The sequence below is a fragment of the Ancylobacter defluvii genome (assembly GCF_018390605.1).
Taxonomy (GTDB): Bacteria; Pseudomonadota; Alphaproteobacteria; order Rhizobiales; family Xanthobacteraceae; genus Ancylobacter; species Ancylobacter defluvii.
In genome coordinates this window covers 287,791-307,841 of the sequence record NZ_JAHBGD010000017.1, presented here as the reverse complement: position 1 = coordinate 307,841, position 20,051 = coordinate 287,791, and the positions used below count along the sequence as shown (strand labels likewise).

Annotated in this window: 21 protein-coding genes and 1 pseudogene; 1 reads left to right on the top strand and 21 read right to left on the bottom strand. The window is 64.6% G+C overall.

Annotated elements, in window-relative coordinates; all coding sequences use genetic code 11:
• Positions 1-14: 14 nt before the first annotated feature.
• The 11 genes and pseudogenes from KHC24_RS13240 to KHC24_RS13190 form a co-directional block, all read right to left on the bottom strand.
• Positions 15-692 (bottom strand): hypothetical protein, encoded by a 678-nt coding sequence (locus tag KHC24_RS13240; RefSeq protein ID WP_213363729.1) that lies wholly within the window; start codon positions 690-692, stop codon positions 15-17.
• Positions 693-694: 2 nt separating this feature from the next.
• A complete protein-coding gene (locus KHC24_RS13235; RefSeq protein ID WP_213363728.1) occupies positions 695-2,845 on the bottom strand; it encodes a phage tail protein in 2,151 nt (716 codons plus the stop codon).
• The gene (locus tag KHC24_RS13230) at positions 2,845-3,228 is read right to left on the bottom strand and encodes a DUF6950 family protein (protein WP_213363727.1); all 384 of its coding nucleotides are present in this window, start codon (positions 3,226-3,228) and stop codon (positions 2,845-2,847) included. Before KHC24_RS13230 ends, KHC24_RS13235 begins: the two co-directional genes overlap by 1 nt.
• Positions 3,228-3,800: a hypothetical protein gene (locus tag KHC24_RS13225; RefSeq protein WP_213363726.1), complete on the bottom strand. Its 573-nt coding sequence runs from the start codon at positions 3,798-3,800 to the stop codon at positions 3,228-3,230. Before KHC24_RS13225 ends, KHC24_RS13230 begins: the two co-directional genes overlap by 1 nt.
• Positions 3,800-7,675 (bottom strand): CHAP domain-containing protein, encoded by a 3,876-nt coding sequence (locus tag KHC24_RS13220; protein WP_213363725.1) that lies wholly within the window; start codon positions 7,673-7,675, stop codon positions 3,800-3,802. The genes KHC24_RS13225 and KHC24_RS13220 overlap by 1 nt, the downstream gene beginning before the upstream one ends.
• Positions 7,676-8,060: 385 nt before the next feature.
• Positions 8,061-8,330, bottom strand: a pseudogene (locus KHC24_RS13215) (phage tail assembly chaperone); the annotation flags it as partial.
• A gap of 74 nt (positions 8,331-8,404) precedes the next feature.
• Positions 8,405-8,818, bottom strand: a complete 414-nt coding sequence (locus KHC24_RS13210) for a hypothetical protein (RefSeq protein WP_213363723.1) — start codon at positions 8,816-8,818, stop codon at positions 8,405-8,407.
• Positions 8,815-9,000, bottom strand: coding sequence for a hypothetical protein (locus tag KHC24_RS13205; protein WP_213363722.1), 186 nt, complete (start codon positions 8,998-9,000; stop codon positions 8,815-8,817). The genes KHC24_RS13210 and KHC24_RS13205 overlap by 4 nt, the downstream gene beginning before the upstream one ends.
• A complete protein-coding gene (locus KHC24_RS13200) occupies positions 9,000-9,926 on the bottom strand; it encodes a phage tail tube protein (RefSeq protein WP_213363721.1) in 927 nt (308 codons plus the stop codon). The genes KHC24_RS13205 and KHC24_RS13200 overlap by 1 nt, the downstream gene beginning before the upstream one ends.
• A gap of 34 nt (positions 9,927-9,960) precedes the next feature.
• Entirely contained in the window at positions 9,961-10,371 is a 411-nt protein-coding gene (locus KHC24_RS13195; protein WP_213363720.1) for a phage tail terminator-like protein, read from the bottom strand.
• Positions 10,371-11,051, bottom strand: coding sequence for a hypothetical protein (locus KHC24_RS13190; protein ID WP_213363719.1), 681 nt, complete (start codon positions 11,049-11,051; stop codon positions 10,371-10,373). Before KHC24_RS13190 ends, KHC24_RS13195 begins: the two co-directional genes overlap by 1 nt.
• 108 nt (positions 11,052-11,159) lie before the next feature.
• Between KHC24_RS13190 and KHC24_RS13185 the strand changes: the two genes are divergently transcribed.
• Positions 11,160-11,933, top strand: coding sequence for a hypothetical protein (locus KHC24_RS13185; RefSeq protein WP_213363718.1), 774 nt, complete (start codon positions 11,160-11,162; stop codon positions 11,931-11,933).
• 24 nt (positions 11,934-11,957) lie between these two features.
• On the opposite strand, the gene KHC24_RS13180 is transcribed toward KHC24_RS13185, so the two are convergent.
• The 10 genes from KHC24_RS13180 to KHC24_RS13135 form a co-directional block, all read right to left on the bottom strand.
• Positions 11,958-12,320, bottom strand: a complete 363-nt coding sequence (locus tag KHC24_RS13180) for a hypothetical protein (RefSeq protein ID WP_213363717.1) — start codon at positions 12,318-12,320, stop codon at positions 11,958-11,960.
• Positions 12,317-12,949 (bottom strand): hypothetical protein, encoded by a 633-nt coding sequence (locus tag KHC24_RS13175; protein ID WP_213363716.1) that lies wholly within the window; start codon positions 12,947-12,949, stop codon positions 12,317-12,319. The genes KHC24_RS13180 and KHC24_RS13175 overlap by 4 nt, the downstream gene beginning before the upstream one ends.
• On the bottom strand, positions 12,949-13,518 hold the full coding sequence (locus KHC24_RS13170; RefSeq protein ID WP_213363715.1) for a hypothetical protein: 570 nt from the start codon (positions 13,516-13,518) through the stop codon (positions 12,949-12,951). Before KHC24_RS13170 ends, KHC24_RS13175 begins: the two co-directional genes overlap by 1 nt.
• A complete protein-coding gene (locus KHC24_RS13165; RefSeq protein WP_213363714.1) occupies positions 13,518-13,979 on the bottom strand; it encodes a hypothetical protein in 462 nt (153 codons plus the stop codon). The genes KHC24_RS13170 and KHC24_RS13165 overlap by 1 nt, the downstream gene beginning before the upstream one ends.
• 69 nt (positions 13,980-14,048) lie before the next feature.
• Positions 14,049-15,383, bottom strand: a complete 1,335-nt coding sequence (locus tag KHC24_RS13160; protein WP_213363713.1) for a phage major capsid protein — start codon at positions 15,381-15,383, stop codon at positions 14,049-14,051.
• A gap of 73 nt (positions 15,384-15,456) precedes the next feature.
• A complete protein-coding gene (locus KHC24_RS13155; RefSeq protein ID WP_213363712.1) occupies positions 15,457-16,365 on the bottom strand; it encodes a S49 family peptidase in 909 nt (302 codons plus the stop codon).
• A complete protein-coding gene (locus KHC24_RS13150) occupies positions 16,362-17,672 on the bottom strand; it encodes a phage portal protein (RefSeq protein WP_213363711.1) in 1,311 nt (436 codons plus the stop codon). Before KHC24_RS13150 ends, KHC24_RS13155 begins: the two co-directional genes overlap by 4 nt.
• The gene (locus KHC24_RS13145; protein WP_213363710.1) at positions 17,669-17,857 is read right to left on the bottom strand and encodes a hypothetical protein; all 189 of its coding nucleotides are present in this window, start codon (positions 17,855-17,857) and stop codon (positions 17,669-17,671) included. The genes KHC24_RS13150 and KHC24_RS13145 overlap by 4 nt, the downstream gene beginning before the upstream one ends.
• Position 17,858: 1 nt before the next feature.
• Complete coding sequence (locus tag KHC24_RS13140) at positions 17,859-19,541, bottom strand: terminase large subunit (RefSeq protein WP_213363709.1); 1,683 nt, start codon at positions 19,539-19,541, stop codon at positions 17,859-17,861.
• A 1-nt stretch (position 19,542) separates the two neighbouring features.
• Complete coding sequence (locus KHC24_RS13135; RefSeq protein WP_213363708.1) at positions 19,543-20,043, bottom strand: hypothetical protein; 501 nt, start codon at positions 20,041-20,043, stop codon at positions 19,543-19,545.
• Between the last annotated feature and the right edge of the window lie 8 nt (positions 20,044-20,051).

Sequence of the window (20,051 nt, the reverse complement as noted above, 5' to 3'; positions counted from 1 at the left end):
TCTCGGAAGGGGCGTTAGATCGTTTCGATCAGCGGCAGCGTCGGGTCGCCGAAGAAGCCGAGCTCAAGATCCATGTCGCCGTCGGTGACGTTCTCGATCACGCACAGGCACTGGAGGTTGATGAAGTCGACCACCGTGCCGGCGTCGATAACCTCGCGCAGCGGCGGCATAAACCGGATTTCCCAGCCGTCGGCAGTGGCCGCCGGAGCATCCATCCACCGGCCGGCGTCGTTCCACGTGCCGGCATCGCTCCACGTGCCGACACTGCCGGCCGTGCGCGCGACGATCTCGGTGATCCGGTGCAGTCGGTTGCCAATCGAGAACGAGATGCCCGGCTCAAGATCGAGCCCCATGGTCCACATATTCAGCGTGGTGGCGCGCAGCTCTGCGTCGACAGCGACGCTCGCCGAGGGCGTGGCGGCGGTGTTGGTGACCGTGACGCCATAGGCATCGAACACTTTGGCCACGATGTTCTCGCCGGCGCGCAGTCGCGTCAGCAGGGCGCGATAGGCCAGCGCCTGGGCGCGGTTGCGGATGGCGAAGCTGTAGGACACCCGCCAGAAGCCGACATCGTCCTGCACCCGCTGCTCACGGCCGTCGGCCACCCGTCCACCGGAGGACACCAGCCCTTTCAGTTCGAAGAAGGAATTGCGGGGGGTAAGGTGGGCGCTCCATTCCTCGATGCTGATCATGATCAGGTCCCGACAGTGACAGGGTTGTCGGCCGCCGGGACGAGGCCGCTCACGAGGTCGGAACCGTTTGCCGCCGCGGCCCAGAAGTACCAGCCGCCCTCATCGAGGCTCCCGACCACCGTCGAGAAGGCGTCGCCGGGGTTGATGACGTTGATCGTCTTGCGCGGCAGGCCTGACGGGGTGGCGCCTGTGGTGTTGGTGTAGATCTTGATCTGCTTCACGTTCGGCGAGTTCGGCGCCACGCCGGAGACCCGCACCTGGCCACCGCCGATATCCTCGGCAGCGATGTCGACGGGCTCGTCGGTCGGCGTGCTGTCGGCGACGGCCACGGCGTTCTCGTAGATCGCCCAGTCGCTGAATTTGCCGGCCGTCGTGACCCAGCGCACGCGCAGATCATAGGCCTGCCCGTCGTTCAGTACCTCCGAAACTGCCTTGGTCGGCACGGCACCGCTCGCCTTCACGACGGTGATGTCCGTCCATGAATCGGCGCCGTGCTCGGAAATCTGCGCCTTGGCGTCGATGCCGAAGCGGCTGGTGGTGTCCCACGTCAGTTCAAGGATCGGGGCCAGCGATCCCGTCGACAGGGTGCGGCTGCGCGGCGTGACGACGAGGTTCTCCGGCGGATCGAGGGTGTTCGGCGCCGCCTTGGTCGGAATGGTCGGCGCCGTCCCCTCGTGCAGCGCCGGCACCCAGCCGTTATAGGCCTCCTCCGGGTCGAAGGCGGACACCTGCAGGGTGACCGTGTTGGTTGAGAAATCGAACTCCGGCGCCGCCGTGATCTCGAAGGTACGGTCCAGATCGTAGAGGGTGCCCTTCACCCGAATGAACCGCTCGTCGAAGGCGTTCAGGCCGTCCATGTCGGCCTTGATCCATCCCGGATAGGGCGCGTTCTTCCGCAGCCAGGCCAGCCGCGCGAGATAGCGCGCATGCGCGTGGTCCTCGATCTCGTAGGCCTCGATCGGCGGATGGTCCTTCTGCTGCCCGGACGCCGAGATATCGTCCTCGTCGCGCCATGGGTCGCAGGTCGCCTCGGCATAGTCGGCCGCCGCGTTCGAGTATTTGACGACGACGACGTTGGCCTCGTCACCGAGCGCCGGGACCGGCTTCAGCTCGTAGGCGATGATGTGATCGTCCGTGAGGGTGTAAGTAGGCGTGACGGCGGCGCCGGCATCGATGGCGATGGTGCAGTCGGAGAGCAGCGAGAGCCGGCCATCCATGGCGAACAGGAAGCGGGCCAGCACCGGGCCGGGCTCGCCGGGAAGCTCGTAGGACAGGCCTCCGGCATATTGCTGGATCGTGCTGCCGTCCTTTTTCGGAAACGGGTTGTCGCAGCGATTGGCTGATGCGATCAGCCGGGGGATGTTGATGTAGCTCCACGGGATTTGCCGGCCGGCGGCGTGCGTCAGGAAGTCGGCCGTCTGAAGGGCAAGGTTGCGGGTCCAGACGCGGGCGTCGACGCGCGGGTCGTAGCAGAGCGAATAGCGGCCGATATTGCTGAGGGCGGGGATGCCCTGCGGATAGACGTCGCTTTGCTTCTCCTGCTCGACGGCGTTGCACTTCAGGTAGGACATCGCGATGCCGCGGCCGCGATGGTCGTTCGTCCACAGCGACGGCGCGTCGGACACGAGGCCGCCGAACGCCGTCTGATCGTCGGTGCCCTTGCGGGTATCGAGAACGATCGAGCCGACCGGATAGGGCTCGGTGACAATGCCGCCGAGCTCGTTGAAGGTGACTTCCCGGTCGTGCAGGAAGAACCGTTCGAACCCGTCGATCTCGCCCTGATTATGGGCGATCACCATGTGCAGGGCGTCGCCCAGCGTCTCGCCCATCAGCATGGCGCCGGCCACCTTGCGCCGGCCGTAATGCTTGCGCCGGGCCGGCACGTCCTGTTTGACGATCTGGGTGATATCGACCGGCTTGATCTTCGGCTCGCCGGCCAGCGCCGAGGCGAGGTAGCTGGCGCCATAGGCGATGCCGACCTGCAAGCCGGTGGAGACCAGCGTGCCCAGCGCCGTGAGCCCGGTCGCCGCCGTGCCGAACCCGGCGCCGAGCGACAGCACGAACGGCGTCACGATCGGGTCGGCCTTGGCCGGGCGCAGAGGTACCAGCACCAGCGCGATTGCGGTGGTGGCGAGCAGGATTGAGCGACGCATCAGATTTTCCAGCTGGCGACGATGAGAGGCGGCCGGAACATCACGAGGCCCGTGACGCTCTTTGCGGCCCATTTCCCGTCTGGCGCGCGGATGGCGCCGATATGCTTGCGGTCGATGCGCACGACGCCGAAGTCACCCGGCTGCGGATCACCGGTGCGCTCGGCGCCGACATCGAGGGCGAGGCGACGCACGATGCGCGCGACGCCGCCGCAGGCCGCCACCACGGCATCCTTCTCGGCCTCGGTGGCATAGGTGCCGCGATAGGCCGCCGCCGGGTCGACGCCGTGGTTCAGGAGCCACCAATCGGCGATCAATAGGCAGCAGTCCTCGGCGCCCCAGAGGACAGGTCGCCGGGCGTGGTCGATCAGGAAGGAGCGGAGCATCAGCGGCCGGGGATCGTCAGGGTTTTATCGGTCATGCCCATCACTCGCTCGCATGCCTTGTCACCGGGGAACCGGGCCTGCTGGTCGCGGTCGGTCCAATAGGACTGGCGGGGCGAGAAGCGGTTCACCAGCACGCTCTCGCCCTGCAGGGTGATCGACTTGGTCCGCATGCCTTCGGATCGATCCTCGGCGACGGTGAAGGTCGACATGACGCCCCACCAGATCGGTCGAGGTAGCCCCTTCGGCTGCGCGAACTCGTCGAAGGGCTGCAACAGGATGAAGGCGAACCGGCCGCGCCAATTGGCCGTCTCGCCCTTCACCTGGTCGATGAACTCCTGCGTCACCCCGGACAAGCTGAACGTCTGCTCTGGGGCGCTATCGTTCACCACGGCGGTGATGGGGCTGGCGTTGATGACGCCGCCGGTCCCCTTCCACTGCTGACCATCATTGGTTCGGATCGGACCAAAACCGGACCAATACCGTGACGGCCCCGGAATCCAGTCGAAGCGGTAGAGACGCGCAACGCGCGCCTGGCGCTTGGCGACCTCTTCGGCGAGCTCGGCCGGGAGCATCAGAGGTTCCTCTTCTTGGCGTTCTGCATGCGCGAGGCCAGCACCCGGCCGCTCTGCATCCGCGCGTCATAGGTGGCGATGCCCTGCTGAACCGCGCCGACGACCATGCGCTTGATCTGCTCGTCACCCAGCGCGCCTTTGACGTCGACGCTGATCTGCACGATATCGCCGCCGCCGGTGGCGACGGGGACAGCGATGGCGCCGCCGCCATAGCCGCCATCGGCGAAGCCCTTGCCACGCTTCGCGGCCCGGTGCCATGCGTCCAGATTGGACACGCCGATTGCGGCCACCGCCTCTTTGGAAAAGACGTATTCGTCGCGGTGGACGATGCCGGCCGGCTCGTATTTCGCGCCATAGCCGGTATAGCCGCCACCGTCGAAGCCGAAGATCTTGCCGGCGAAACCAAGGATGCCGGTGAGCAGTCCGCCGAGCCCGGCGCCGCCGCCACCCGCCGCCGCCGCAACCCCGCCGGCGCCAGTGCCGAGCTGCCCGAGGCCGCCGGCCACCTGCGACGCGGCATCGGTGAGGCCGGTGCCGAACTTCGACGTGCTGGTGGTGGCTTCGGTGATCGCGGTGCGGAAGCTCAGCACATCGCTGGCCGGGAAGGCTGCCGTGCTTATGCTGTTCGACTGGTTACCCCCGGACACAAGCACGTCGCTGCCCTGCATGCCACCGAAGAACCCGACGTGACCGGAGGCCCCAGTGGCCTGCGGCTTCAGATTTACAATGTCGCCCAGCTTGGGGACGGATGTTGCTTGCCCCCAACTCTGGAACGATGCCGCCAGATTCGAACCGGTGCCGCCGATCCCCGATTGCGCAAGGACCGCGTTCGCATATGCCGCGCACCAGGCCTGCTTGGTCGGGTCAAGCTGCGCCGTGCCGGAGGCCGAAAGTATGTTGCTGATAGCAGCCGTGTCTCGCCGCTCATTCAAGCCTTCGTAGGACCGGGAGAGCGCCAGCGCGTCGCGGGTTGTGCCACCCGCAACAGCGTCCGAGCCTATTCCGGGGCCACGCTTGTTATCGTTCGCGACTGCTCCAACACCAGGAACGCCAGCGCCATCCGCTAGCCGCACCCACATTGCATTGTTCGCGCTGGAACCGATCGGTCCAGATTTCGCGAGGCCGAGGGATGCGCCGGGGATCAGGCCAGAGATCAAAGAGTTGATGCCGTTGTCGATCGCGTTACCAGCGTAGTTGCTGAATACGGAGGAGACTCGATCGAGCATCACTTGCGCGACATTACCACCTTCCGTGAAAGCATCGACGATCTGACGCCCTGTCCCGCGCCACAGTCCTTGCATCTCAGAAATCTTCGCGTTGAGTTCGAACTGCTTTGCGAGTGCTTTATTTTGCGCGCCCACGATCGCGCCCTCGGCATCCAACAACCCTGCCGAGCGCATGGCGCCGTATATCTGGCGGTCAAGCTCGCTGCGGCCAAGCTGCTGACGCTCGAAGAGTAGATCCTGAGCCAACCTCGTCTGGCCGATAGCCTCTCGAACCCGCCCCCACTCCTCCGCCTCCTCACGGATCCGACGGATGCGCTCTGCCGAGATGGTCGTGCGGCCGAACTGCTCTGCCTCCCGGCGCGCCTCTGCCATCTGCTCATAGGCGTAGCGCATGGTCTCCGCCTCGCGGGCGGACATGCTGAGCGATTGCAGATCGAGCCGCGCGCCCTCGAAACGCTCGCGCGTGGCGCGATCCCGCTCCTGCGCGAGATCACGTTCGCGCTGTACGGCTTCCGCCTGAACCCGCGCGCCTGCCTGCTGGATCAGCAATTCGCGCTCGGCCGATCCGATGTTCTGGCCCGCAAGGCTGAGGCGGGCGCGATCCATCTCGATCTGGGCGCGCTGCTCTGTCGTCTTCGCCTGTATCGCCCGCAACTCAAGTTCGTGCTCGCGGCGAGAGCGATCCATCGGCGAGAGCAGGGTCGACTGGGCCTGACGGTTCCCGTCCATGGCCTCGCCATAGGCGCTTTCCAGCGTACCAAGTCTGGCCCGATATTGCCCCTGGCTGATCTGCCCGCTGCTGAGATCCGCACCCAGCCGGGCACGGCCATTCACGAAAGCCTGTTCGATATCTCCCGCCTGCGTGCGGAGGTCGAAAGCGCCCTTCAGCCGCGGCACCATGCTGATGATCCGACCCAGCCCCTGCTCGAACGTCGAGAGCGTGTTGCCGCCGAACTGGTCGGTGAAATCCTTCACCGATTGCGTCGCGCCGGGCAGCGCCGATTGCAGCCTGGAGCCCTGTGCGGTCAGGTCCACGATCTCCTGATACATCTTCCGCAGGCGATCATCGCCGGGATTGGCCAGGTAGATGCCGGCCACCGCGTCGCGCAGCTTGAGGAAGTCCGGCGTACCGGCCTCGGCCGACTTGTGGAAGGCCTCGATCTCCTTGCGCGCGGCGTTGAACCGGTAGTTCACCGCGAAGACGTTCACGCCATATTCGTCGATCGTCTGGCCGAGCGTTCCGATCGCATCGCGGCCGCTCGCCGCCAGGGAGGCGCGCGTCGATTGGAGCGAGAGCGTCGCATCGGCGCGCAACGATAGCCGCGACTGCTTCTCGTATTCCTCAAGGCCCTTGGCCGCCTCGCCATAGGCGTCCCTCAGGCCACGGATCGACTTCTCATGCCGGGCCAGCGATTCGTCGGCGGTTTCGAAGCCCCGGCGGGCCTGATTGGCATAGTAGCCGATGGCGCCGATGGCGCCGACGACGGCAGCCGTGACGCCGAGAGCAATGCCGGTCGGCGACTTCGCGAAGGCGGCGATCTCCGAGCCGATGCCGGCCAGCGTCCCGCCGATACCGCGCTCGCCCTGCTGCAGGATCTGGAAGACCTGCCCGGCCTGCGTGCCGAGGATCTGCATCGCTCCCGCGCCCGACATCGCCATCGTGGCCATGTCGTTGATCTGGTACGACATGTTGGTCCACATGTGGCTCGACAAGCCGGTGTCGCCGATCGCCTTCAAGCTCCGCGCGGTATGGTCGAAACGATCCCGCGCCATATTGGACGCAAGGGCGAGTTCGTTCGTCGAGATCATGCCGGCGTCAGCCAGCGTATTGTACCGCGCCAGATCCGCATTCAGCCGGTCGAAGGCGGCGCCGAGCGGGTCGATCTGACCGCGAAGCGCCAGCGCCTGGCGCGCCATCTCCTCCTGCTCGCGCGCGACCTCCACGAACACGGCCGCCGACGCCGCGGCTGAGGCGCGGGGCTTGTCATAGCCGAACAGGTCGGCGTAGCCGCGCTGCGTGCCGGAGGCGAGCTGCGACGAGCGGGCCGCCTCAATCTCATCCTGCCGACGCATCTGCTCTTCCAGCGCCGAAAAGGTGGCGCCGTTCTGCGAGGCCGACCGGCCACCGATGCGGAAATTGTCGTTCAGCGACTGCTGGAAGGCGCGCCCGGCCGCCTCGCCCTGCTGCCGAGCGATATCATCGAGACGGGCGAACTCCTGCTCGAAAGCCGACGCGCTATCCCGCGCCACATCCCTCACCGTGTCGCGGATGCCGAGCAGGCCGTTCAGGCCGGACTGGTCGATGTTCAGCCGGATCGATCCCTCGATGCCGGCGCGTTCCAGATCGCTGCGGATGCGGCCCCATTCGCTCTGAAAGCGGTCGAGGGTAATGACGTTCTGCCCGAGCGCGCGCTCGGCGAGCGACAGGTCGCGGTTGAGCTTTTGATAAGCGCGGGCCGTGCCATCAACGGATGCCTCATGCCGCGACCACGAACGTTGGGCACTCTCCTGCTTACGCGCACTGGTCTCGCTGGCGGTGCCGACGCGATCATGCGCCGTCTGGACGCGATCAAGGGCGGATGCGAGGGTATCGAGCCCTTCGCTCCGACCTCGAACGGTCAGTTCGCGGATGGCAGAAAGTGCAACCATTTTCGGATCTCGGAATGAGAGGGCAACGGCATGAGGTGCGTGAAGTTGGGGATCGTTGGCATTGCTGCGGTTGCCGGAACGCTGATTGCAACGCCTTCACTTGCCGAGACGTGGACCGTCGATGCCGGGCCTTATTTCGTCTCGGTTGAACGAAACCTTTGCCGGATCGGCCCGGCTTATTTGAAGTCAAAAGGCCCTGCGATTCCCAACAATACGTTTCATCGACTCATGATCATCTCAAAAGGAATGACCAGCGCCGTCTATGCGATCAACTGCTCTCCGGTGGTCCCGAACGGGCGGGCTCAATGCTTGGTGAGAGACGAGACGTCGACCCCGCCGCCTCCAACCGTTGGCCTTGGATGCGCAGGCTGGGACCAATGGACCATCACGCGCGGCTAGCCGCCTTCATCCTCTCCGCTTCAATCTCGATCCACTGATCGTCCATGGCGCGCACCAGCGTGACCAGCCGATCAAGCTGGTCGACGCCGATCACGCCATGCCGCTCGCCCCACTTCTCGATAGCCATGAAGGTGATACGGCCGATGGCGCCCATCATCATCGGCCGGTCGTCGCGAAGGTCGAAGAACGCGCCCCAGGCGAACAGCAGCTCGTCGGGCAAGTCGGGCTGTGTCGCCAGCGCGTGTGGAAAATCACCGCCCTGCTGCCGCCAGACGTCAAGGAGCCATTCGGCGCGGTGGCCCCATTCGACGTACCAGCGTAGGGCGGCTGCTAGTTTCCCCCGTCGGCCTTGGCAGCGTCGGCGCTTTCACCGGCTACCTGCTGCGCCGCATGGCGAACCGCGAACACGAAGTCGCGCATCTCGGGATCGGCAAGGATCTGCTCGGCGAACTCCGCGCTGAACGCGATCGGCGCGCCGTCGTCGTCGGAGAGACCTTCCCAGTCGAGCAGGATCGTCTCGGCATAGAGCTGCGCGGTCAGCTTGCGCTGAGCGTCCGGCGTCAGCCGGTTGTTGGGCCGCTCGGCGCGCGGGATCGCCTGCACCAACTCGTCATAGCGCCGGCTGAAATCGCTGTTGCCGAGGCCGCGAACCTTGAGCCGGAGATCGCCCATTTCCGGGATGTCATCCACCCACTTGCCGGCCTCGATAGCTTTCGTATTCACCTTGATGGCGCTGAGCTTCACTTGTCGTCTCCGTCTTTGGCCAGCGGCTTGGCGGCGGCCTTGGTAGGGATTTCCTTCGCCAGACCCTTCGCGACCACGAGGTCGGCATAGTCGTCGGCGAGGTGTTCGACGCCCGGCGAGAAGGCGCGCTTCTTGCCGTTCGGGTAGCCGGTGAACCCGGTCAGGATCTGGATGCCGCGCATCACGCCACCGCCCGCTCGACCTTGATCGAGCCGCCCGTGGTGCCGTCCAGCACGGCCCGGAACGGCAGGTTCAGCATCACGTCGCTGCTGTTGTTGCGCTGCGCCCGCTCTCCGGACTGGAAGATGATCTTCGGCAGGGTGAAGGCATATTTCTGGTTGGCGACCGTGCCGACGGTGAAGGCCAGCGCGCCGCCGCCATGATCCAGAACCTTCTGGTACAGGGCATTCGTCGCGAAATAGGCCTCGATCGTGCCGGTCACATCGATGACGCCGTAACCGAATTCCTCGGTGTAGAGCGAGCCAACGACGGGGCGAGTGCGCAGGTTGTTGGCGATCTGGATCTGCACCCGGCGCACCGCGACGTTCGCCACGTCGGCGACATTCAGCGCCGCGATGCTGCCGGAGGCCGTCTCGATCTTGTTGGTGTTGGGATCGGTATAGGTGGCGCCGGCCAGCGCAGTGGTCGCCAGCGTCTCCTTCTGGCCCATGAAGCTCACCGAGCCGGTGACGGCGGCACGGGCCTGCACATCAAGGGAGAACTGGTTGACCATGACGCCGGTGAACCGGCTGAAGCTGTCGGTCACGCCGAGCTCGAGGGTTTCCTCATAGGTGAAGGACTTCGGCGTCAGGCCGTTGACGATCGCGTCGGTGTTCCACGTGCTGAACAGCGCCGCGGCGATGATGTCGTCGAACGAACCGTAGGAGAGCTCGAAATTGTTGTCGCCGGCCACGTCGACGCCGAGCAGGAACTCGTCCGTCACGTTGCGGTCGCGCCGGATCTCTTCCGAGGTTCCGGTGCTCTTGTTCGAGCGGATGCCGGCGCCGGTCATGCGCTGGACCTGGAAGGTGGGATTGGCCGGCGTGACGCCGAACACGGTCTCCGGCACGAGCGCAATGCGGGTGCCGCTGCCATTTGCGAAGGGCATGGGAAGTCTCCAGCGATGTCAGGGGAAGCGGCAATTAGCCGAGGTAGTCGAACCAGTAGGGAACGGCGACCGAGACGACGAAGTAGTTGCCGTTGTCGTTGTCGTCATCGACGGCAGGCGAGGACGGCGCCCACGTCTGAACCCCGTCGAATTGCTTCAGCCGGAACAGGGCCGCGAAGGTGTCCGACCAGGTCGACGCCACCGACAGGCCGGTTCCACTCTCGATATGGAAGACGGCGCGGATCACGCCCTCGTCGCGAAGCCAGTTCTGGCCGGGCGCCCCGATGCTGATCTGCTGCGAGTTCGTCACCGGGTACTGGATTTCCAGATAGCCGGAGCCGTCCGCCGGCGGCTGGGTGACCGTGTTCGCCTCCCACACCGGGCACAGGGTCCAATAGGCGGCGAGCCGGTCGGCCACCGCATCGATGACAGCTTTCTGCGCCATCAGCGCCTCCCGCCGGTTCGGACGATGATCGCCGGCTGGCGGGTGGCGCGTTCCATCGCCATGGCCGCGATGCGCGCCGGCTGCGCCCTCATGGCGGCCCGCTCGGCTCGATTGGCGGAACCGGCGATGTAGGGCAGCAGCATCGAGCGATAACTGAAGCGAATACTGGCGACATTGCCGAAGCGCTGCGCCGCGAGCACTGCCACAGCCTCATAGACACCTTCAGGCGCCTGGCGGGAAAGGCCGCGCTCGATCTTACGCGCGTAGGGCACGCTCGACAGGTAGATATATTCCTGCGCTGCCGGCAGCGGCTCGCCGGGCGACACCTCGACGCCGTCGGCAAGAAGTGTGTGGCTGGCGGCATATTCGCCCGTCAGAACCGGTGAGTGCTTCACCAACTGCTCGCCGATCCATGTCAGCGCGTCGTCGACCAGATCGAACACGAACACGACGCGGCCATCCGGCTTCACGTCCGCCAGCGGCCGCCCCTCGGTACCGTCCACGAACGTCTTGTGCTGCGGCAGATAGCCGAGGGCGGCAGTGTTCGTCTTCTGCGCATCGGCAAGCTGCTTGGCGGCGAAGACCGCGAGCGCCCGGCTCTGCGCTGCAGGAGACAATTCTGTGTCGATGATCGCTTGGATGTCGCGATCAATCGGCTCGATCCGGGCGCGGACAGCCATCAGCCATCTCTATGAAAATGTCGGCATTAAAACCAATGTATTGCGCCAGCAGGCAACATTAGACGATACTTCAGCGCCACATCGACATAACCTCAGGAGCCAAATTAGATGGCCACGCCCTCAAGTAAAACCCGGCAGAGCAGATCGTCAACGCCTTACGTGAAATGGATTGGCGGCATCATTACACTAATATATGCGATTTTCGGAATTTACCACAAGTCAACTGGTGACGTCCTCTTTGCAACTTCAATAGCCACGGTCGGATTATTTTTAGTTGATCCGGATGTAACCAAGAAAATTGACCGCTCAATATCTGAGTATATCATTCGATTTTTTCGCTTTTACAGACACGGAAACCGTCTATCTAGAATATTTATAATAGTAATAGCCTTCGGCGGCACTGCTTTAGTATTTGATTCCACATATCGATTAGATATTATCTACATTGACGCGATTGAAATTATTATAAAACGTCTTGCTCCACTACTTGTCGTTCTTTCTGTAACATTTTACATGGCGTCATATGTTTCAAATTTCTTCTACAATCTGAACGTAAACATTAGCGATCAAACCGCTCGAAAGTACGAAATACTATTTTACATGTCAGTTACTTTATTCATTGTATCTAACATAATATTCTGGCCCGGATTCCCAACGGAGTCATTCTGGCAAAACGATACAAAAGATAAGGATGGGAACGTCGTTGATCAATTGGTTTACGGAGATTGGAAAGACCTGTCAGAGGGATTTTTTCCTGCACTTTACGCCGCCATGGGCTTCTCTGGTCTCTGGTCAACCACATGTATTCTTCTAATTTTGTCAAGATACACTGAACGACTTTGGGCCTCGCCGGATCATCCTAACAACACACCTGCCGCATAGATTAGTTGCGAGCTGGCGCTACCTTTACCCTCTTACCTGCAACTCGATCCGCACCAGTTCGCCCGCCATGTAGATCGGCGCCGCCGCCTCGATGTTGCGAAGGCGTCCGGCGATCACGAGCTTGTCGCCCCTCACAGGCACACGGGCGTCGGTGCCGTCCGTGGAGGCGCCCGACCAGCCGGCAGCGATGATCTGCGTCGGCGAGATGATCGCCTTGGTGTCGCCCATGACGACGCTGCCGGTGAGCTCGTGCGGCGTGTAGCCGCGGACGTGAGCGCGAACGGTGACATCAACCGGGCCGCCCGGCTGAACACGGCGCAGCACGACGTCGGCCCCATGTCGGGCGAGATGACGATCGAGCGAAGCAACTGCCTGAGCCGGGGTCATTCGAACCACGCCGAGCGATAGGGATCGAGCATGGCTTGCACCGTCGATGAGAAGGCGCTGCCGGTCGACGTGCCGAACCCGCCAACCCAATATTCAAGCTCGCTGACACCCTCGACGCGCTCACGCTTCAACAGCGGGTCGCGATCGGTCGAGGAAAGCTGTTCGCGCACCGCCGACATCGCTGCCAGGGCGAGATCGGTCGGAACCTCGTCGAAGCCGGCTTCATAGGTCACCGCGACCGTGCCCATCGGCCATGAGATCTCCATGCCAGCCATGATGCGCTTGAGGATGCCACCTTCGGCGTCGACTTCATGATCGCTGCTTTCGAGAGCTTCACCGCGCAGCACGACGGCAATGACGTTCGGCACGAAGCGCCGTGACAGAACGAGCATCGGGCGGCAGTGATTGAGCCGGAATGTCTCCACCACCGTTTCCTTCCGGAGCGTCGGCGGGCGAATGCCATCGCCGGCGATCCCGCATTCCCGGCAGATCAGGTCGGCTACCTGCAAACCGAGCTTCTCGAGCTTGGTGTCCTGCGAGGTGTCGGATTGCGGCACCCCGGCAGCCTCGCGCAATTGCTCAATGGTGAGCAGGCCGCGGTCGGCCGCCGGGGTGCTGATCGCGATCATCAGGCCTGAGCTCCAAAGGCCGCGCGTCGCGCGATCTCGGCTTCGATCACGGCTTCCGCAGCCGCGACGTCAGCCGGGTCATCGCCGCTGATCTCGCGCGCCAGCTTCTTCTTGGTGGCGTGATGAGCGGCACGCCAGTTGTCCGGGATCTCAACCTGGGTGACCGTGGCACCGGGAGCACTTCCGGTGCCATTGTCGCCGGCGCCATTCGGCTCCCCGCCGCCCTTGGCACCGTCGGTAGAGGTCTCCGAACCGCCTTCGGTGCCATCGCTGGCCCCGGATGAGCCGGAATCAGTGCCGCCGGGCTGCGACTGGCCGCCATCGGCAGACGTACCGCCGCTGCCGGCACCATCCCCACCGCCGGCATCCTCGTCACCGGCGCCGCCGGGCCCGCCGCCATTGGCACCGTTATCGGTTTCGGCCGTGTCGGTCGATACCGCATCTTCATCGTCGGGGATTGCGACGATCCCCGAGTTCTTGAGGCGCAGCGCCTCCGTTCGATCGAATCCCGCGGCCTCCCCCGCTGCATAGGGGGAGGCGTCGCGCAGGAACACCACGCGGACCTTCATCAGACCGGCGTCCGGGCCGAACCACCGAAGATCGCGATCGCATCGATGACCGCGGTGTCGGTGGCTCCAGCGGAGAGGTCAGGCTTCAGGCTCACCCGGATGTAGCGCTTGGCGTACTCCAACGAGACGCCGACCTTGGCAACCCCGCGTTCGGTCGAGCCGCCGGCGCCGCCGGTGAGGGTCAGGAACGAAGCCGCCGGCACCAGGTCGGTGAAGCCGGCCCCGCTCTGATCGGAATGCTCGATCTTGGCGGTGAGGCTCAGCGTCGCGGTGGCGGCGAGGGTGGAGCGGGCGGTGATGGCGAACATCACCGATTCCGCACGGGACGGAAGCGCCAGCAGGTCAATGACCGTGCCGGGCGCCTCGGTGTTGTCGCCGGCGCCCCCGGCGGTGGCCGAAACGCCATCACTGGCGAAGGCCACCGCCAGCAGCGAGGCGATGTCGCGCAGAAGCGAGTTCATGGTGGTTCCTCTCGGAATGTGGAGCCGGCACCGCCGGCTAAGCGATGGGGGATGTCGTCAGGGCGCCGATCAGGCGCCCCAGCGGACGTTGTTGAGCATCGCGAAGGCCTGGCGGCGGGAGACACCATAATCGTGCCCGGCGAGGCCACGGATCAGCGTCTGATTGCGGCTGTAGGCCGAAACCATCTCATTGCCGACCTTGTAGGCGGCGGCCTCGTTGGCATCGATGCGGATGCGGTAGCTGTCGGCGATCATGGAGAAGCTGAAGTCGCCGAAGTAGATCTCGGTGCCGTCGAGATTGCCGCCGCCGGCGTCGAGGTTGGTGGGGATCCGGTTGAAGCGCTCGACCGGATAGCCGCGGAAGTTCGGCTGAGCCGCTTCGAGACCCGGATAGACCTTGTTGCCGTTGGCGTCGCGCAGATCCTGCAGGAACAGGAACACGCGATCATGCATCAGCCACCGCGGGTTGATCATCGGGATATCGGCACCCGAGAGCGCCAGCAGCAGCTTGCGGGTGTCGCTGTCGATCTGCGCGGCCGTCGGAGCGGCAGCGCCCGACGCATTGAAGATGTTGGCCGGCAGGATGAGGTAGCGGAGACCCTTCGGACCCGCACCGACACCGGTGCCGCGCAGAAAGGCGCCGTCCTCCGCCTGGGCGAAGCCCTGCACCATCATGTCGCGGACATAGGTGTCGATGCCGACGCTGGAGAGCCGGATCAGCTTGTTGGACAGAGGCACCAGCGAAGCGATCTCGCGCTCCTTGAACGACAGCGCGCCGAAGCTCGGCTCGTCGGTGGTGATGTCGTTCCCCTCGCCGATGTAATAGGCGTTGACGCCCTTCTCGACGGTCGGGATGGTGTCGGTGCCGCCGACCAGCGGAACGACACGCGAGATCCGGCGGATGACGGTGCGCGGATAGAGCAGCTGGATCAGCTGGCTGGAGAGGCGCTCCGGCACGAACACGCCACCGCTCGACATGTCGTTGGTCTGCATCGCGGCGCCGATGTCCGCGACCACGGGATGGCCTTCGCCGAACTGCGCCACCGCCCAGTCGCGCGCCGCCGACAGATTGCCGCGCGAAGCGGTGATCGCACGGGTGTAGCGGGCGAGATCGATGCCGGGCTCTTCCTGCGAACGCGGCTGCGCCGGCACGGTGGCCGGCGGCACAGTGGCGCCGGGCTCCTGGCCGGCGGGCGCCGGGATCGCGGTCGAGGCTCGCAGCGCCTGGGCCCGCTCGGCGGCGCGGATGCGGCCGTCGATTCCCTTGATGTCCGCCTCGAGCTGGTCGAACGATGCCTGCTCTTCTTCGTTCAGTGCCCGCAGGCCCGCCTGAGCGGCAAGGCCGTCGAACTTCTCCATCGCCTTCGCGCGTTCCTGCCGAAGGCCAGCGATATCGGGGCGCATGGTTTCTCCTTTCGCCCAATGAAAAAGGCGCCTCGCGGCGCCCAACCAACCCGTGCCTTCCAGCCGGGAATCTCTATTTCAGCGCGGCAGCGCGCTTGCGGTTCGACGCCAGGCGAGCCAACTGTCGATAGCTGGCGTCGTAGCTCTGCACCTTGTCGGCCATGCCGGCCGCGACTGCCTGCGGTCCGATCTTGACGCCGCCGGCGCCGAATTCTTCCTTGACCTTGGTCGCGGTGACCCCGCGCGCCCGGGCGACGTCGGCGATGAACTGCGCCTCGAGCGCATCGAGCATGGTGCGGATCTCGCCGAGGCCTTCATCGGTCGTCGGATCCGGCCGCTTGTTCGGGGCGTTCGAGGACACCACCTCGATGACCACCTCGCCGGACCCGTCGGGCTCGACTTGCTTCGGGATGGCGGCGACAACGCCGATCGAGCCGAGGATGCCGGTCTTTTCGGTGACGAACTCGCTGGCGGACGCGCCGATCCAGTACGCAGCCGAGGCGGCGGTGCCGGAAACATGGGCCAGCGTGAACTTGCTGCTTCGCCCCTGGTAGACGAGGTCGGCGAAGGCGTTGATGCCCGACACCGCACCGCCGGGACTGTCGATCAGCAGCATGACGGCATGGATGTCCGCTGCTGCTACCGCCAATCGATAGTCGTTCTGCAGCATCGCGACCGACGTGCCGCCGCTGTACTCGGTCATGACATTGGCGCGCGGGAAAATCGGCCCAAACACCGGAAGGATGGCGATGCCGGCGTCGGTGACCATGGCGTAGCGGGCACCGTCCATCCGGCGCACCGTCGGGCCAGCGAACGCGCCGATGATGGCGGCAAGGTCGCGCTTGCGCCAGGTCTCTCCCTCGCTCTCTGCGTTGGCAGCGCGCGCTTCGCGATCCATGCCGGCGACACCGGCCATAAAGTGCAAATAGTCGGGGCGGATGGCCCACGGCTCCGCCGTGAGCGCGTGCAGGGCGCGGATCATGCCTGGTCTCCATCGGGATTGTTCGCGGGCGGTGCGGCCGGTTTGGCGGCATCGTCCTTCATCGGATCCTCGCCCGCCGGAACCATGTTGAGCGGCGTGAGGTAGGTCTTGCCGGCGCCATCCGGCAGCGGGTTCATGCTCTCCCACTCGCGGATCTCATCCGCGTTCAGCCAGCCCCACTGGCGGCCGATCGCATAGGAGCGATACCGGGACAGGATGTCGCCGCGCTGCAGGTCGTCGAGGTCGAGTTCCGGCTCGAATTCCTCATCCTCATCTGCGGTCAGGCAGGAGATCCGCACCGCACTTTCGACTGCGCGGGCCAGCGACGACACCGGCCCGGTCACATAGTCGATGCCCTGGTGCTCGATATTGTTGTTCGTCGCGCGGTCGAGGATGCCGATCTTGTGCGGCGGCACCCCGAACATGGTGCAGCACTGCACGGCCTGTTCCTTGCGCACCTCGATCAGCTGGCTGTCACGGTTGTTGTAGCTGAACTCCTTCAGCTTCATCCCGAGCTCGAGAATGGCGACCCGGAAGGCGTTATCCATGCCCGAATAGGCACCTTCGATCTGTGCCCGGAGGCGTTTCGCCACCGCATCATTGGGCAGCTTCTTCTCCATCTCGATGGCGATGCTCGGACGGGCGCCGTTGGCAAAGAAGCGGGCTGCGAAGCGCTCGGCGGCGATGGCCAGCGCGATTGCCTCACGGTGCTGCTGGATCGGCGAGACACCGATGATACCGCCGTTCTCGGCGAAGTCGTTCGATCCACGATAGGCGAGGTGGAGCACATCCTGGAATGACAGCCCCTGACGCATGGGTCCCTGCGCGGCGGTGAGGTCGTAGAACGGCTCTCCCTCATCGGTCCATCGCGTGGTGACGCGACCGGGTTGGATGAGCCCGAGCCGGAGAACGCGACCCTCATCGTCGCGATGGATGCGGGAGTGGCCGTTGCCGCGCGACAACGCGGTGTGCACCATTGACCGCCGCCAGTCGAAGCTCGACAGCCAGGGCGCCGGCCGGGACGCCAGCAGCGTGTAGAGGGGATGCTCGACGGCAGGCTTGCGGGTGGCGCCCGCGCCTTTACGGTTGAGCACGAAGGGCACCTTCGCGATGTCCTCGGACAGGACCTGAATGCAGGCGGCGATGCCGGGGACCGTAAGCGCGTCACGCACGGTCACGCGGAGACCGGTCGCGGTGACGACACCACCGAAAAGGTCGGTGAGCCACGCTTCCGGCATCGACGTGCCCGACGGCTCGACGGCCGCATCAGCGCGCGGCGCGCCGAGTAACCCGGAAAAGAGCTTCATGCGCGCGACCTCAGCGCGCCGATCAGCGCGACGGCGTAGATCAGGATGCCGGCGGCGACGAAGCCGAGCGGCGGATAATGCAGCCAGGCGCCGTACCCTATGAGCGCGGTGCCGACCGCGGCGAGCCCGAGGCGCACGGCGTCCATCACCGACGCGCGGTCGCTGTGAAGACGTTCATCTTCCATGTCAGATGACCCTGATCTCGAAGTCGTCGGGCAGCTGGCTGAAAGCCGGCTCGGGGTTCGACGCCATGACGTAAACGGCGTTGAACAGCGCCATGAGCGGATCGATTTTCGCGGTGCCGGACACTGCCTTATCGATCGAAACGGCATTGCCTTTCGGCACGATCTTCGCGTTGGAAACGCAGAATGCCATTAGGGGGCGGCCGGCATGGAGCAGATCACCGCCTGCGATCTTCCGTTCCGTGGTCTTGATGGCGCCGTTCAGCTTCCAGCCCTGCGAGATACCTTCGATCCGGTCGATCGAGATGATGTCCTCGGTCGTCACGGCATCAACGATATCGCCGATGCCCACGGAATCGACGGCCACGGCGCTCTCTTCCGCCAGCAGGCCGGTTTCCTCGACGCGCCGGATGATGACGACGACCTCATCGACGTCGTCGCCAGGCCGTTTGACCATCGTCAGGTCGCCTTGCTTTTCGAAGGTGCGGAGCCGGCCGGCCTCGGACTTGCGCCGATCGAGCGCGATCTCATGCGCCCAGGCATGAAACCAGCACAGCCACTTCTTGGTCGTGGCGCAGCGCCCCAGCACGCAGAGCCCAAGAAGGTCGTCTAGACCACCGCCGTCGATACCGATGACAACGACCTCTGACCGCCTCAGCACCTCGTCGAGTGTGATGGACGCGTCGGCAGCCGCCTCCCAGAATTCAGCGCCGGCCCAGGAATCGCCCCTCAGTCCAAGACCGATTTGGATATTGAGATGCTGCGAGGCCCAGACACGGATGGCGTGCTCGCCCTTGCTCTGCTCGGTCTCCCAGTCATCTGCGAGGTCATCGAGCCGCAAGGACCGCCCGAGGTTGGGCATGACCATCGGCCAGTTTCGAGTATCTCTCCAGAGCTTCGGGTTGCCGGCGATATCGTCCGGGAACTCGTATAGGATCGGGAGCATCTTCCCTCGAACCTTGCCGTCGCGGATCGCGCGGGCCGTTTTCAGTTCTTCCTCGAATGCTCCCGTTGGTGGGCTATCCGACTGGGTGGTGGTGATGATGAGGAACCCTTCCGGCGTCGACTGCCGTCCACCGCGCAGCTGGCGCAATACCTTCGGCGCGTACTGATCACCGCCGAGAAGGTGGAGTTCATCGATCATCACACCGGCCGGGCGCGGGCCCGTCAGGATCTTGAGGTCGAACGTCTTGATCTTCAGCTTGGCACCGTTCAGGCGATCCTTGATCTCCTTCAGGTGCTCCCGAATGTGGAATCGCCGCAAAAGCTCGGGGTCCGCTTCGATCATGCCGGCGGCTTGGCTGAAGGCGAGGTCTGCAATTGCCTGCGTTGGCCCTACGAATAGAAATTCGGCGCGCGGCCGCGTGTTCATCAACAACGCCGTGAGCATGAGCCCGGCGCCATATGTGGTCTTAGAGTTCTTCTTTGCGATAAGCGCAAAGATTTCCTGAATGTACCGCTGCTTTGCTACCGGGTCATAGGAGCCGAACAGCACTGCGACGATTTCGCGGAACCACTCTCCGCACGCATCCCGCATCAGCGGCATGCCTTCGACATCCGGGATCCGGAGATTGTCGAAGAACTGCACTGCTAGGTTCGCCTCCTCGTGAAAGAGGGGGAGGTCAGGAACGAGCGACCGGCCCTCGCGGATCCTGTCCTGCCAGTCCGGGCACGACAGGTCCCACATTTCAGTGCACCTTGCCGGCGACGCGGCGGGCCATCAGTTCACCCATCGAGGTAGACTTGTCCGGGTTGCGAGCGGCCTGCAGGGCAGCCTCTTTCTTCCCGATCTTCGCTTCCTTCGGAGGACGCGGCGGCGGCGCCGGTGGCGACATGTATTCCGACCAGCCGGCACGGGTTTTCAGCCAGAAGATTGCGGCGGTGACGCCTTCGCGCCCGCCCTTAATCGCTGTCTGGTACAAACTTTCGGCCACCTTGACGTTCGCCTTGATGTGGCCGAGGTCAAGTTCGCGGCGAAAGTGCTTCCGCAGCGTCTTCGGATCGATGTCCATGATGTCCGCAATCTCGTCCTCGCGGACGCCGTATGCGGCCATCGCCTCGACCATCTTCCGGTTTTCGTCCGTCGGCTTGAATGTCGGCCTTCCGCGGGCCGCCTTCAGCGGCGTTGCCGTCGGCTTGCGCGCCCTGCGCGTCGGGGCGCCGGGTGACTTCTCTTTGGAGGCCGGCATTCATCACC